The organism is Brevundimonas sp. Marseille-Q4549, assembly GCF_976940555.1.
In genome coordinates this window covers 2,624,441-2,637,102 of record NZ_CDRHXG010000001.1, presented here as the reverse complement: position 1 = coordinate 2,637,102, position 12,662 = coordinate 2,624,441, and the positions used below count along the sequence as shown (strand labels likewise).

Sequence of the window (12,662 nt, the reverse complement as noted above, 5' to 3'; positions counted from 1 at the left end):
CATGTTGCAACCGAAGAAGACCAAGTACCGCAAGGCCTTCAAGGGCCGCATCCACGGCTCGGCCAAGGGCGGCTTCTCGCTGAACTTCGGGTCGTACGGCCTGAAGACGCTGGAGCCCGAGCGCATCACCGCGCGTCAGATCGAAGCGGCCCGCCGCGCGATCACCCGCCAGATGAAGCGTCAGGGCCGCGTCTGGATCCGCGTCTTCCCCGACCTGCCCGTCACGGGCAAGCCGGCCGAGGTCCGGATGGGCAAGGGCAAGGGCGCCGTGGACCACTGGGCCGCGCGCTGCCACCCTGGCCGCATCCTGTTTGAAATCGACGGCGTTCCGGACGACATCGCCCGCGAAGCGCTCCGTCTCGGCGCCGCCAAGCTGCCGGTCCGCACCAAGGTCGTGACCCGTATCGACGCCGGCGTCGTTCACGTTGAGGAAGCCGCGTAATGACCAAGATCGCCGATCTGCGGTCTCAGACGACCGACCAACTGGCCGACGAGCTGCTGAAGCTCAAGAAGGAACAGTTCAACCTGCGCTTCCAGGCGGCCACTGGCCAAATGGAAAAGACCCACCGCGTGGGTGAAGTGCGCAAAGACATCGCCCGCATCTCGACGCTTCTGCGCGAGAAGCGTGCGGCCTCGTAAGGAAACGAAGATGCCCAAGCGAATTCTCGAAGGCGTGGTCGTGTCCGACAAGGGCGAAAAGACCGTCGTCGTGAAGGTGGAGCGTACCCTGCTGCACCCCGTTCTGAAGAAGACCGTGCGTCTTTCGAAGAAGTATCACGCGCACGACGAAGCCAACGCGCTCAAGGTCGGCGACATCGCTCGCATCGTCGAGTGCGCCCCGAAGTCCAAGCTGAAGCGCTGGGAAGTTCTTTCCCCGGCCTCGGCCTCGTAATCAGAAGGATCTGATCTTATGATCCAGATGCAAACTAACCTGGACGTGGCCGATAATTCGGGCGCTCGCCGGGTCATGTGCATCAAGGTGTTGGGCGGCTCCAAGCGCCGCTACGCCTCGATCGGCGACACCATCGTCGCCTCCGTGAAGGAAGCCATCCCGCGTGGCCGCGTGAAGAAGGGCGACGTCGTTCGCGCCATCGTCGTGCGCACCGCCAAGGACATCCAACGCAAGGATGGCTCGGTCATCCGTTTCGACAAGTCGGCCGCCGTCATCGTCAACAAGGCGAACGAGCCGGTCGGCACCCGCATCTTCGGCCCGGTTCCGCGCGAGCTGCGCGCCAAGAACCACATGAAGATCATCTCGCTGGCTCCGGAGGTCCTGTAACATGGCCGCCAAGATCAAGAAGGGCGACCGCGTCGTCGTCCTCACCGGCAAGGACAAGGGCCGCACGGGCAACGTGCTGAAGGTCCTGCCTTCCGAAAACCGCGTCCTCGTCGAAGGCGTCAACATGGTTCAGCGCCACACGCGCCCGAGCCAGGCTGACCCGCAAGGCGGCATCAAGAACAAGGAAGCCTCGCTTCACCTGTCGAACGTCGCGATCGCCGACGCCAACGGCAAGGCGACCCGCGTCGGCTTCAAGATCGATGGGGACAAGAAGGTCCGCATCGCCAAGACGACGGGAGACGTCATCTGATGGCGACCGAGAAATACACCCCCCGCCTGAAGACGGACTATCAGAACCGCATTCGCGCGGAGATGAAGACCAAGTTCGGCTACACGAACGAAATGCAGGTGCCCAAGCTGGACAAGATCGTCCTGAACATGGGCGTCGGCGAAGCCGTCGCGGACTCCAAGAAGGTCAATGCGGCCCTCAAGGATCTGACGGCCATCGCTGGCCAGAAGGCCGTGCCGACCAAGGCCCGTAACTCCATCGCCGGCTTCAAGCTGCGCGAAGGCATGGTCATCGGCGGCAAGGTCACGCTGCGCGGCGACCAGATGTACGAGTTCCTGGACCGGTTCATCACGATCGCGCTGCCGCGCGTGAAAGATTTCCGCGGTCTGAAGGGTTCGTCCTTCGACGGTCGCGGCAACTACGCCACCGGTCTGAAGGAACACATCGTGTTCCCGGAAATCAACTACGACCAGATCGACCAGATGTGGGGCATGGACATTGTCGTCTGCACCACGGCCAAGACCGATGAGGAAGCCAAGGCTCTCCTCACCGAGTTCAAGTTCCCGTTCGTGAAGAACTGAGCGGGAAGGGAAGAGAACAATGGCTAAGAAGAGCGCCGTAAACCGCAACGAAGCCGTCAAGGCCCTGGTTGCGAAGTATGCCGCGAAGCGGGCCGCCCTGAAGGCGATCGCCAACGATGAAAACCTGCCGCTGGAGGAGCGTTTCGATGCGCGCCTGAAGCTGGCCGAGCTGCCGCGCAACTCCGCGCCGACCCGCATTCGCAACCGTTGCGAAGTCACGGGCCGTCCGCGGGCGTTCTACCGCAAGCTCAAGATGAGCCGGATCGCGCTGCGCGAACTGGGCAACCTGGGGCAAATCCCCGGCCTGACCAAGTCGAGCTGGTAAGGGGAGCGAACAGACATGATGATCAACGATCCCCTGAGCGACATGATCGCTCGCATCAAGAACGCGGCGACCCGCAAGCGTTCCAAGGTGCTGACCCCGGCCTCCCGTCTGCGCCAGCGCGTCCTGGACGTGCTGCAGGACGAAGGCTACATCCGCGGCTACAGCCTGGTTCAGAACCCGGGTGAGTTTCCGCAGTTCGAGATCGAGCTGAAGTACTTCGACGGTCAGCCCGTCATCGCCGAGATCGCGCGCGTGTCCAAGCCGGGCCGCCGCGTCTACTCCGCGATCGGCGATCTGAAGCCCGTCAAAAACGGCCTCGGCATCTCGATCCTCTCGACTTCGAAGGGCGTCATGTCCGACGCCGCCGCGCGCGACGCCAATGTCGGCGGCGAAGTCCTCTGCAGGGTCTACTGATATGTCCCGTATTGGCAAGAAAACCATCGCCGTGCCGAAGGGCGTGACTGTCACGCTCGACGGCCAGAACGTCACGGTCAAGGGTCCCAAGGGCGAACGCGCCTGGACCGTCGCCGAAGAGATCGAAGTCAAGCAGGAAGGCGACGAACTGTCGCTGGCCCTGCGTCAGGACACGCCGCGCGCCCGCGCGATGTGGGGCCTGTCGCGGACCCTGGTCGACAACATGGTCGTCGGCGTCACCTCGGGCTTCGAAAAGTCGCTGGAGCTGGTCGGCGTGGGCTACCGCGCCGCGATGAAGGGCGACGCCCTGTCGCTGCAGCTGGGCTTCTCGCACGAAGTCGACATCAACCCGCCGGCCGGCGTCAGCTTCGCTGTTCCCAAGCAGACCGAGATCAAGATCTCGGGCGCGGACAAGCAAGCCGTCGGTCAGATCGCCGCCGTCATCCGCAAGCTGCGTCCGCCGGAGCCCTACAAGGGCAAGGGCGTCCGTTACGCCGGCGAGACCGTGCGTCGCAAGGAAGGCAAGAAGAAGTAAGTCATGGCTCTTTCTCTTCGACAACAAGCCAAGCGCCGCGCCGAGCGCACCCGTCGCCGCCTGAAGGCCGTCGCCAACGGTCGTCTGCGTCTGTCGGTCTACCGCTCGGACAAGAACATCTCGGCGCAGATCATCGACGACGCCAAGGGCGTCACGATCGCCGCCGCCTCGTCGCTGGAAGGCGGCAAGGGCGCCAAGGGATCGGATGTCGCCGCGGCCTCGGCCATCGGCAAGCTGATCGCCGAACGCGCCATCGAGAAGGGCGTCAAGGACGTCGTCTTCGACCGGGGCGAATACATCTATCACGGACGGGTGAAGGCGCTGGCGGAAGCCGCGCGTGAAGCCGGCCTGAACTTCTAAGGGACGCGACAGATGGCGCAACAACCCCAACGCGGCGGCGGCGGCAACGATCGCAACCGTCGTGACAACCGCAACGCTCCTGCTGTCGAGGGCCCGGATTCGGACATCGTCGAAAAGCTGGTTCACATCAACCGCGTCGCCGCCACCGTGAAGGGCGGTCGTCGTTTCTCGTTCGCGGCCCTGATGGTCGTCGGCGACGGCAAGGGCCGCGTCGGCTTCGGTCATGGCAAGGCGCGCGAAGTGCCGGAAGCCATCCGCAAGGCGACCGAGGAAGCCAAGAAGACAATGATCAAGGTTCCGCTGCGCGAGAACCGCACCCTGCACCACGACGGCAACGGCCGTTGGGGCGCCGGCAAGATCATGATGCGCGCGGCGCCTCCCGGCACCGGCGTCATCGCGGGCGGTCCGATGCGTGCGGTCCTCGAAACCCTGGGCGTCCAGGACGTCGTGGGCAAGTCGACCGGCTCGTCGAACCCCTACAACATGATCCGCGCCACCTTCGAAGCTCTGAAGGTCCAGTCGTCGCCCCGTCAGGTGGCCTCGAAGCGCGGCAAGAAGGTCGCCGATCTGATGGGCCGTCGCAACGACGGCGCCTCGGCGCCCGAAGCCGTGGAGTCCTAAGTCATGGCCGAGAAGAAGACCGTCACCGTCAAGCAGATCGGTTCGCCGATCCGCCGCAAGAACGACCAGCGCGCCACTCTGATGGGCCTGGGCCTGAACCGTATGGGTCGTGAATCGACCCTGGAGGACACCCCTTCGGTTCGCGGCATGATCGCCAAGGTCCACCATCTGGTGGAAGTGGTCGAAAAGTAAGCCTTTCGCCCTCCTTCGGAACACCGGGGGAGGGCGTTTCGCATCTTGCTTATGTTTCGAGGGTCGCCTATGAGCGGCCCTTCATTTTTTCCAAGCCGAGTCCGGTCGCCTCGTTCCCCGAGGTCATGTCCGGGCGCTAGAACCCGAAAGGATCAGGCATATGAAACTGAACGAAATCCGCGACAACGAAGGCGCGCACAAGAAGCGCATGCGGGTCGGCCGTGGCCCCGGTTCGGGCAAGGGCAAGACGGCCGGTCGCGGCGTCAAGGGCCAGAAGTCGCGCACTGGCGTCAGCCTGCTGGGCTTCGAAGGCGGTCAGATGCCGCTGTACATGCGCATGCCCAAGCGCGGCTTCAACAACCCGAACGCCCTGAAGCTGGCCGAAGTGAACCTGTGGCGTCTGCAGGACGCCATCGACGCCGGCAAGCTGGACGCCAAGGCGGAAATCAAGGGCGACGCCCTGGTCGCCGCCGGCGTGATCCGTCGCGTCAAGGACGGCGTGCGCCTGCTGGGCACCGGCGAGATCAAGGCCAAGCTGAACCTGGTCGTCTGGTCGGCCACGGCCGGCGCCAAGAAGGCCATCGAAGCCGCCGGCGGTTCGGTCGTCGAACAGCGCATCGAAGCTGAAGCCAAGGCCGCCGCGCGCATCGAAAAGCGCAACGCCGCCAAGGGCAAGGCTCCGGCCGCCAAGGCGCCCAAGGGCGACGCCAACAAGGTCTCGGCCCGCGCCAAGCGCGCCGCCGCCAAGGCCTGATCACACCGTCGTCGCGGCGTCAGGCCGTGACCTGATTACACCGACGACGACGAAAGAACGGAAGCGGCCCTCGCATGGGGGCCGCTTTCCGCCTATCTGACGACTCTCTTAGTCGTGGGGACGCATAGATGGCTTCGGCCGCAGAACAACTCGCCGCCAATATGAACATGGGCTCGTTCGCGAAAGCGACCGAGCTGCACAAGCGCCTGCTGTTCACGCTGGGCGCCCTGCTGGTTTATCGCATCGGCACCTATGTGCCGATCCCGGGCATCAATTCGCAGGCCTTCCTGCAGTTCTTCCAAGACCCTTCGGGTCAGCGCGGCATCCTGGACATGTTCAACATGTTCTCGGGCGGCGCCGTCGAACGGATGGCCATCTTCGCCTTGAACGTGATGCCGTACATTTCGGCGTCGATCATCGTGCAGCTGATGGGCACGGTGTATCCGCCCTGGGAGAAGCTGAAGAAGGAAGGCGGCGAAAGCGGTCGCAAGCAGTTGAACCAGTACACCCGCTATTTGACGGTGTTCCTGGCGCTGGCGCAGTCCTTCGGCATCGCGGCGGGCCTGAACGCCCAAGCCGGCCTTGTCGACAACCCCGGGATCTTCTTCATCGTCTCGACGGTCGTGACCCTGACCGGCGGCACCATGTTCCTGATGTGGTTGGGTGAGCAGGTGACGGCGCGCGGCGTCGGCAACGGCATTTCGCTGATCATCTTCGCCGGTATCGTGGCGGTCCTGCCGTCCACCATCGTGCGCTTGCTGGGCCTGGCTCAGCAGGGTCAGATGTCGCCCTTCGCCCTGCTGTTCATCGCCGTGATGGCCGTGGCCGTGGTCGTCTTCATCGTCTTCATGGAGCGCGCCCAGCGCCGCCTGCTGATCCAGTATCCGAAGCGCCAGGAAGGCAATCGCATGGCGGGCGGGGAGCGTTCGTTCCTCCCGTTGAAGGTCAACACCGCCGGCGTCATTCCGCCGATCTTCGCCTCGTCGCTCTTGATGCTGCCGACCACTGTGGCGACCATGACGGCGGGCGCCGACCTGCCCAGCTGGCTGAGCTGGTTGCCGCTGGTGACGGCGCAACTGACGCACGGTCAGCCCCTGTTCATGGTGCTTTACGCCGCCCTGATCATCTTCTTCTGCTTCTTCTACACCTCGATCACCTTCAACCCGGAGGAGACGGCCGAGAACCTGCGCAAGTACGGCGGCTTCCTGCCGGGCATCCGTCCGGGCAAGCGCACGGCGGAGTATCTGGACTATGTCCTGACCCGCCTGACGGTGATCGGCGCGGCCTATATCACCGCCGTCTGCCTGCTGCCTGAGTTCATCGTCAGCCAGTTCGGCAACAGCTTGTATTTTGGCGGCACGTCGATCTTGATCGTGGTGTCGGTCACGATGGACACTGTGGCCCAGATTCAGTCGCAACTGCTGGCGCACCAGTACGAGGGGCTGATCAAGAAGGCCAAGCTGCGCGGTCGTGGCGGTCGTGGCGCGCCCACGCCGGTGCGTCGCTGATCGCAGCGGGTTGAAGACGTCTAGGGGGAGCTGAAGCGTGAACTTGATCCTGTTCGGACCGCCCGCGGCGGGCAAGGGCACCCAGGCCAAGCGGCTGGTGGAAGAGAAGGGCATGGTCCAGCTCTCCACCGGCGACATGCTGCGGGCGGCCATCGCCTCGGGCTCGGAACTGGGGCTCAAGGTCAAGGACGTGCTGGCGCGCGGCGATCTGGTCACGGACGAGATCGTCATCGCCCTGATCGAGGATCGCTTGCCCGAGGCCGAGGCCGCCGGTGGCGCCATCTTCGACGGCTTCCCCCGCACAGTCGCCCAGGCCGAGGCCCTGGACGCCATGCTGGCCCAGCGCGGCGCCCAGATCGACGCCGTGGTGCGGCTGAAGGTCGACGACGCCGCCTTGACCGACCGGATCGCCAAACGGTTCGCCGAACAGGGGCGTCCCGACGACAATCCGGACTCCTTCAAGGTTCGCCTGGACGCCTACAACCGCAACACCGCGCCACTGCTGCCCTATTATGAAGGGCAGGGGAAGCTGACCGAGGTGGACGGCATGGGCGCGATCGAATCCGTGGCCAGGGCCATCGACGAAGCGCTGGCGTGACCAAATCCGGCGTCGGGCGTTGAAAGCTCCGATGTCCGATACCGCGCCTGCCGAAACCTCACGCCCTCTGCGTCGCTGGCGCGCGCCTGCGATCTTCCTTGGCGTGGCCGCTCTGGAGATCGGCCTGTTCCTGCTGTTGGGCCAGGTGAAGGGGCGCGCCCCCGAGGTCGCCGTGGTCGAAAACCGGCCCTTCGAAGTCGTGCTGTACGATCCGCCCCCGCCGATTCCGCGGCCGCCGGCCCCGGTCAGCGGCGGCGGCGCGCCGGCCGCGCCCTCCAAGGTCAACATCCCCCCGCCGCCCAAGGTTCAGCAGCCGCGCGAACTGCCTGCCCCGCCCAAGCCCGCGCCGACGCCCGCGCCCGTGGTCGGCGTCGCGCCCGCGCCGTCGTCTCAGCCAGGCTTCGGCCAGGGCGGGCAGGGGACGGGTCAGGGCGAGGGCGTCGGCGCGGGTGACGGTCCGGGCAGCGGCTCCAGCGGCCCGCGCCTGATCACAGGCCCGACGATGGGGCAGGTCCGCGCCAACCATCCGCCCGGCGCCCGCAGCCGCTACGGCCGGGTCGAGTTGTCGTGCCGGATCCGGCTGGACACTCGTCTGGACGGCTGCCGCGTGGTGCGCGAGACGCCGCTCGGCCTGGGCTTCGGTCAGGCCGGCCTGGCGGTGTCGGGCCTGTTCCGTTTCCAGCCTCCGATAGAGAACGGCCGTCCGGTGGAGGGCCAGCAGGTCACGGTCGGGGTCGATTTCGGGCGTCCACCGCGCTGAGCGCCTCAGACGTTGACGCCCGGTGAATCATCTGTATAAGGGCGCCTTCCCGCGAAGGGCGCCACGCTCCTGGTCTGTTGACCGGAGCGTTTGTTGCGTCTGACTAACGCGTATCTGGAGAATTTCGTGGCCCGTATTGCTGGCGTCAACATCCCGACCAACAAGCGCGTGGAGATCGCGCTTCAGTACATCCATGGCATCGGCCCCGCCGCCGCCAAGGACATCACCGAAAAGGTCGGCATCGAAGCCGCCCGTCGCGTGAACCAGCTGACGGACGCCGAAGTCCTGTCGATCCGCGAGACGATCGACCGCGACTATACGGTGGAAGGCGACCTGCGCCGCGAAACCTCGATGAACATCAAGCGTCTGATGGACCTGGCCTGCTATCGCGGCCTGCGTCACCGCAAGGGCCTGCCGGTCCGCGGTCAGCGTACCCACACCAACGCTCGCACCCGCAAGGGTCCGGCCAAGCCGATCGCCGGCAAGAAGAAGTAAGAGAGAGCTGACCGATGGCCAAGGAACCGGGTCGCGTAAAGCGCCGCGAACGCAAGAACATCACGTCGGGCGTCGCCCATGTGAACGCCAGCTTCAACAACACCATGGTGACGATCACCGACGCGCAAGGAAACGCGATTTCCTGGTCGTCGGCCGGCCACATGGGCTTCAAGGGCTCGCGTAAGTCCACCCCGTACGCCGCCCAGATGGCGGCGGAAGACGCCGGCAAGAAGGCCCAGGAACACGGCCTGAAGACGCTGGAAGTCAATGTTTCGGGTCCGGGATCCGGCCGTGAATCGGCTCTGCGCGCCCTGCAGGCCGTCGGTCTGACGATCACCACTATCCGCGACGTCACGCCGATGCCGCACAACGGTTGCCGTCCGCCCAAGCGTCGTCGCGTCTGATCGCGACTTCGTTCCAGGCACCCCCAATCTCCGTCGGCTCCACCATGGCCTCGTCGACAAGGCCGGAGCCGACGAAACCCGTTCGAGGGACAAAATGATCGAAAGAAACTGGCAAGAGCTGATCCGTCCCGAGAAGCCGCAGGTGGAAACCGGTTCGGACGCGCAACGCAAGGCGCGTCTGGTGGCCGAACCCCTGGAGCGCGGCTTCGGCGTGACGCTCGGCAACGCGCTGCGTCGCGTTCTGCTGTCCTCGCTGCAAGGCGCGGCGGTCACGGCCATCCAGATCGACGGCGTCGTGCACGAATTCTCCTCGCTGGAAGGCGTTCGAGAAGACGTCGTGGACATCGTCCTGAACATCAAGCAACTGGCGCTGCGCATGCACGCCGAGGGCCCCAAGCGCATGACCCTGCGCGCCACCGGCCCCGGCGCGGTGACGGCCGGCCAGATCGACGTGCCGGCGGACATCGAGGTTCTGAACCCCGATCACGTCATCTGCACCCTGGACGACGGCGCCTCGATCCGCATGGAGCTGACCGTCCAGAACGGCAAGGGCTATGTCGCCGCCGAACTGAACCGCCCGGAAGACGCGCCGATCGGCCTGATCGCCGTCGACGCCCTGTATTCGCCGGTCAAGCGCGTCGCCTATCGCGTCGAGCCGACCCGCCAGGGCCAGTCGCTGGACTACGACAAGCTGCTGCTCGAAGTGGAAACCAACGGCGCCGTCACGCCGGTGGACGCCGTGGCCTACGCCGCGCGCATCCTGCAGGACCAACTGCAGATCTTCATCACCTTCGAAGAGCCCAAGAAGGCTGTCGAGCAGTCGGACGGCAAGCCCGACCTGCCCTTCAACCCGGCGCTGCTCAAGAAGGTGGACGAGCTGGAGCTGTCGGTCCGTTCGGCCAACTGCCTGAAGAACGACAACATCGTCTACATCGGCGACCTGATCCAGAAGACCGAGGGCGAAATGCTTCGCACCCCGAACTTCGGCCGCAAGTCGCTGAACGAGATCAAGGAAGTTCTCGCGACGATGGGCCTCAGCCTCGGCATGGACGTGCCGAACTGGCCGCCCGAAAACATCGAAGATCTGGCCAAGAAGTTCGACGACCAGATCTAAGTTCAACCCTCCGCCCGTCTCCTCTCGGGGAGAATGTCGGGGCGGTTAGAAGATTACGGGCCTAGGTCTCCGATCAGGAGATACCGGGCCCGGAGTAGGAGAGACCCAGATGCGCCACGGCGCCGCCCATCGTAAACTCGGTCGCACGACCAGCCACCGCACCGCCATGTTCGCCAACATGGCCGCCTCGCTGATCAAGCACGAGCAAATCACCACGACCCTGCCCAAGGCCAAGGAACTGCGTCCCTTCGTCGAGAAGCTGGTCACGCTGGCCAAGAAGGGCGATCTGCACGCGCGTCGTCAGGCCATCAGCCAGGTCCGCGACGTGCCGCAGGTCGGCAAGCTGTTCGAAACGCTCGGCCCGCGTTACGCCGAACGTAACGGCGGCTATATCCGCATCATGAAGGCGGGCTTCCGCCACGGCGACAACGCCCCGATGGCCGTGATCGAGTTCGTCGACCGTGACGTCGAAGCCAAGGGCAAGGACTCCGGTCCGGTCCTGGCCTACGAAGGCGAAGACGAGGCCTAAGCCTCTCGTTCCATTCGACACTGAACGCCGAAAGGGCGGCCGGAGCGATCCGGCCGCCCTTTTGCTTGGTCGCAGACGGGCTCAGCGTAGCAGGTTGGTCCTGGCCAGTTCGACCAGTTCGTCGCCGCGTCCGCTCATCACCGCGCGCATGGCGAACAGGCTGAAGCCCTTGGCCTGTTCGGCCTTGATCTTGGGCGGCATAGCCAGTTCCTGGCGGGCGGTGACGACATCGACCAGCGCCGGGCCGTCATGGGCCAGGGCCTGGCGCAGGGCGTCCTCCAGGGCGTCCGATCGTGTGACGCGCACGCCGAAGAAGCCGATGTCGCGCGCGACGGCCGCGAAGTCCGGGTTTTGCAGATCGACATTGGCGTCCAGATAGCCGGCGGCCTTCTGCTCCAGCTCCACAAAGCCCAGAGTGCCGTTGTTGAAGACGACGATCTTGATCGGCAGCTTCATCTGCACGGCGGTCAGCAGGTCGCCCATCAGCATGGTCAGGCCGCCGTCGCCGGACAGGGACACGACCTGCCGCTCGGGCATCGCCGCCTTGGCGCCCAGGGCCTGGGGCAGGGCGTTGGCCATCGAGCCATGGTTGAACGAGCCGATCAGCCTCCGCCGCCCGTTCATCCTCAGATAGCGAGCGGCCCAGACGGCCGGCGTGCCGACATCGACGGTGAAGACGGCGTCGTCCGCCGCCACGGCGTCCAGCGTCCTGGCCACGAACTGGGGATGCAGGGGCTGGTCGCCGTCGCGCGGGGTCGCCAGTTCGTCCAGGCCCTTGCGCGCCTCGACATAGTGTTTGCGCGCCGCGTTCAGGAAGCTGTCGTTACGATCATGGTCCAGCCGGGGCGTCAGGGCCGCGATCGTTTCGCGCACGTCGCCGACCACGCCCAGGGTCAGGGGCGCGCGACGGCCCAGGGCGCCGGGGTCGCTGTCCACCTGAACGATCCGCGCCTTCGTCGGATAGAAGTTTCGATAGGGGAAGTCCGTACCCAGCATCAGCAGGGTGTCGCACTCCATCATCGCGTGATAGCCGGAAGAGAAGCCGATCAGGCCGGTCATGCCGACATCGTTGGGATTATCCCATTCGATCCACTCCTTGCCGCGAAAGGCGTGGACGATCGGCGCCCTCAACGTCTGAGACAGGGCCACGACCTCGTCATGAGCCTCGGCGACGCCCGAGCCGCACAGCAGGGTCACGGCCTTTGAGTCGTTGAGGATGTCGGCCAACTGCTCGACTGCGCCGTGGTCGGGCGACAGGCGCGGCTGGGCCAGGGGCGGCCAGTCGGCCGAGGCGCCGTCCGGCACGGCCTGCAACGACACGTCGCCGGGAATGACCAGGACGGCAACGCCCTTCTTGCCGATGGCGGTGCGCATGGCCCGGTGCAGGATCTCGGGCATCTGGCGGGCGTCCTGAACCATTTCGCAGAAATGGCTGCACTCGCGGAACAGTTCGGTCGGATGGGTCTCCTGGAAGTAGCTGAGGCCGATCTCGCTGGACGGAATATGGGCGGCGATGGCCAGGACCGGCACATGGTTGCGCTGACAGTCGTACAGGCCGTTGATCAGGTGCAGATTGCCCGGCCCGCAGCTGCCGGCGCAGACGGCCAGATCGCCGGTCAAGGCCGCCTCGGCGCCCGCGGCGAAGGCGGCGACCTCTTCATGGCGGACATGCATCCAGTCGATCTCGCCCGAGCGCAGCAGGCTGTCGTTCAGACCGTTCAGACTGTCGCCCGTCACGCCCCAGATACGCTGGACGCCGGCGTTGTGCAGGGTGGCGACGATCAGATCGGCTACGGTGCGCGGCGCGGATTTGCGAGACAACAGGCTCATGCGGACATCCCTTTCGGTGAGGCGCCGCGACGGGGCAGGGGGAGGCCGCCCCGATACCGCTACGCTTGAGCACT

The 12,662-nt window shown here is 65.4% G+C and carries 21 protein-coding genes; 20 read left to right on the top strand and 1 reads right to left on the bottom strand.

The window, feature by feature from the left end; all coding sequences use genetic code 11:
* The first annotated feature begins 1 nt into the window (after position 1).
* From rplP to rplQ, 20 genes are all read left to right on the top strand, one after another.
* Positions 2-442: a 50S ribosomal protein L16 gene (gene rplP, locus ACWPV3_RS13180; RefSeq protein WP_453978148.1), complete on the top strand. Its 441-nt coding sequence runs from the start codon at positions 2-4 to the stop codon at positions 440-442.
* Positions 442-639, top strand: a complete 198-nt coding sequence (gene rpmC / locus ACWPV3_RS13175; RefSeq protein ID WP_054765463.1) for a 50S ribosomal protein L29 — start codon at positions 442-444, stop codon at positions 637-639. The genes rplP and rpmC overlap by 1 nt, the downstream gene beginning before the upstream one ends.
* A 10-nt stretch (positions 640-649) precedes the next feature.
* Positions 650-892 (top strand): 30S ribosomal protein S17, encoded by a 243-nt coding sequence (gene rpsQ, locus ACWPV3_RS13170; RefSeq protein WP_292071425.1) that lies wholly within the window; start codon positions 650-652, stop codon positions 890-892.
* Positions 893-910: 18 nt separating this feature from the next.
* Entirely contained in the window at positions 911-1,279 is a 369-nt protein-coding gene (gene rplN, locus ACWPV3_RS13165) for a 50S ribosomal protein L14 (protein WP_292088341.1), read from the top strand.
* Position 1,280: 1 nt separating this feature from the next.
* Complete coding sequence (rplX, locus tag ACWPV3_RS13160; protein ID WP_161638968.1) at positions 1,281-1,589, top strand: 50S ribosomal protein L24; 309 nt, start codon at positions 1,281-1,283, stop codon at positions 1,587-1,589.
* The gene (rplE, locus tag ACWPV3_RS13155; RefSeq protein ID WP_292177041.1) at positions 1,589-2,149 is read left to right on the top strand and encodes a 50S ribosomal protein L5; all 561 of its coding nucleotides are present in this window, start codon (positions 1,589-1,591) and stop codon (positions 2,147-2,149) included. The genes rplX and rplE overlap by 1 nt, the downstream gene beginning before the upstream one ends.
* A 19-nt stretch (positions 2,150-2,168) precedes the next feature.
* A complete protein-coding gene (rpsN, locus tag ACWPV3_RS13150) occupies positions 2,169-2,474 on the top strand; it encodes a 30S ribosomal protein S14 (protein ID WP_453978147.1) in 306 nt (101 codons plus the stop codon).
* A 15-nt stretch (positions 2,475-2,489) separates the two neighbouring features.
* Entirely contained in the window at positions 2,490-2,888 is a 399-nt protein-coding gene (gene rpsH / locus ACWPV3_RS13145) for a 30S ribosomal protein S8 (protein ID WP_292088333.1), read from the top strand.
* A 1-nt stretch (position 2,889) separates the two neighbouring features.
* Positions 2,890-3,423, top strand: a complete 534-nt coding sequence (gene rplF, locus ACWPV3_RS13140; protein WP_313454547.1) for a 50S ribosomal protein L6 — start codon at positions 2,890-2,892, stop codon at positions 3,421-3,423.
* A 3-nt stretch (positions 3,424-3,426) separates the two neighbouring features.
* Positions 3,427-3,783, top strand: coding sequence for a 50S ribosomal protein L18 (rplR, locus tag ACWPV3_RS13135; protein ID WP_292088330.1), 357 nt, complete (start codon positions 3,427-3,429; stop codon positions 3,781-3,783).
* Between the two features lie 12 nt (positions 3,784-3,795).
* Entirely contained in the window at positions 3,796-4,404 is a 609-nt protein-coding gene (gene rpsE, locus ACWPV3_RS13130; RefSeq protein WP_453978146.1) for a 30S ribosomal protein S5, read from the top strand.
* A 3-nt stretch (positions 4,405-4,407) separates the two neighbouring features.
* A complete protein-coding gene (gene rpmD, locus ACWPV3_RS13125; protein ID WP_292088327.1) occupies positions 4,408-4,596 on the top strand; it encodes a 50S ribosomal protein L30 in 189 nt (62 codons plus the stop codon).
* Positions 4,597-4,756: 160 nt separating this feature from the next.
* Positions 4,757-5,350 carry a 50S ribosomal protein L15 gene (gene rplO, locus ACWPV3_RS13120; RefSeq protein ID WP_453978145.1) on the top strand — a complete coding sequence of 198 codons (594 nt, stop codon included), beginning with the start codon at positions 4,757-4,759 and terminating at the stop codon, positions 5,348-5,350.
* Between the two features lie 128 nt (positions 5,351-5,478).
* Positions 5,479-6,858, top strand: coding sequence for a preprotein translocase subunit SecY (secY, locus tag ACWPV3_RS13115; RefSeq protein WP_453978144.1), 1,380 nt, complete (start codon positions 5,479-5,481; stop codon positions 6,856-6,858).
* 37 nt (positions 6,859-6,895) lie between these two features.
* Positions 6,896-7,456, top strand: a complete 561-nt coding sequence (locus tag ACWPV3_RS13110; protein WP_292088322.1) for an adenylate kinase — start codon at positions 6,896-6,898, stop codon at positions 7,454-7,456.
* Between the two features lie 31 nt (positions 7,457-7,487).
* A complete protein-coding gene (locus ACWPV3_RS13105) occupies positions 7,488-8,216 on the top strand; it encodes an energy transducer TonB (protein ID WP_453978143.1) in 729 nt (242 codons plus the stop codon).
* A 126-nt stretch (positions 8,217-8,342) separates the two neighbouring features.
* The gene (gene rpsM / locus ACWPV3_RS13100) at positions 8,343-8,711 is read left to right on the top strand and encodes a 30S ribosomal protein S13 (RefSeq protein ID WP_054766909.1); all 369 of its coding nucleotides are present in this window, start codon (positions 8,343-8,345) and stop codon (positions 8,709-8,711) included.
* Positions 8,712-8,725: 14 nt separating this feature from the next.
* The gene (rpsK, locus tag ACWPV3_RS13095) at positions 8,726-9,115 is read left to right on the top strand and encodes a 30S ribosomal protein S11 (protein ID WP_054765476.1); all 390 of its coding nucleotides are present in this window, start codon (positions 8,726-8,728) and stop codon (positions 9,113-9,115) included.
* Between the two features lie 94 nt (positions 9,116-9,209).
* Positions 9,210-10,229: a DNA-directed RNA polymerase subunit alpha gene (locus tag ACWPV3_RS13090; protein ID WP_292088320.1), complete on the top strand. Its 1,020-nt coding sequence runs from the start codon at positions 9,210-9,212 to the stop codon at positions 10,227-10,229.
* A gap of 109 nt (positions 10,230-10,338) precedes the next feature.
* Positions 10,339-10,758, top strand: a complete 420-nt coding sequence (gene rplQ, locus ACWPV3_RS13085) for a 50S ribosomal protein L17 (RefSeq protein WP_313454738.1) — start codon at positions 10,339-10,341, stop codon at positions 10,756-10,758.
* Between the two features lie 81 nt (positions 10,759-10,839).
* Here the strand turns inward: rplQ and poxB are convergent, their stop codons facing one another.
* Positions 10,840-12,588 carry a ubiquinone-dependent pyruvate dehydrogenase gene (gene poxB / locus ACWPV3_RS13080; RefSeq protein WP_453978142.1) on the bottom strand — a complete coding sequence of 583 codons (1,749 nt, stop codon included), beginning with the start codon at positions 12,586-12,588 and terminating at the stop codon, positions 10,840-10,842.
* Between the last annotated feature and the right edge of the window lie 74 nt (positions 12,589-12,662).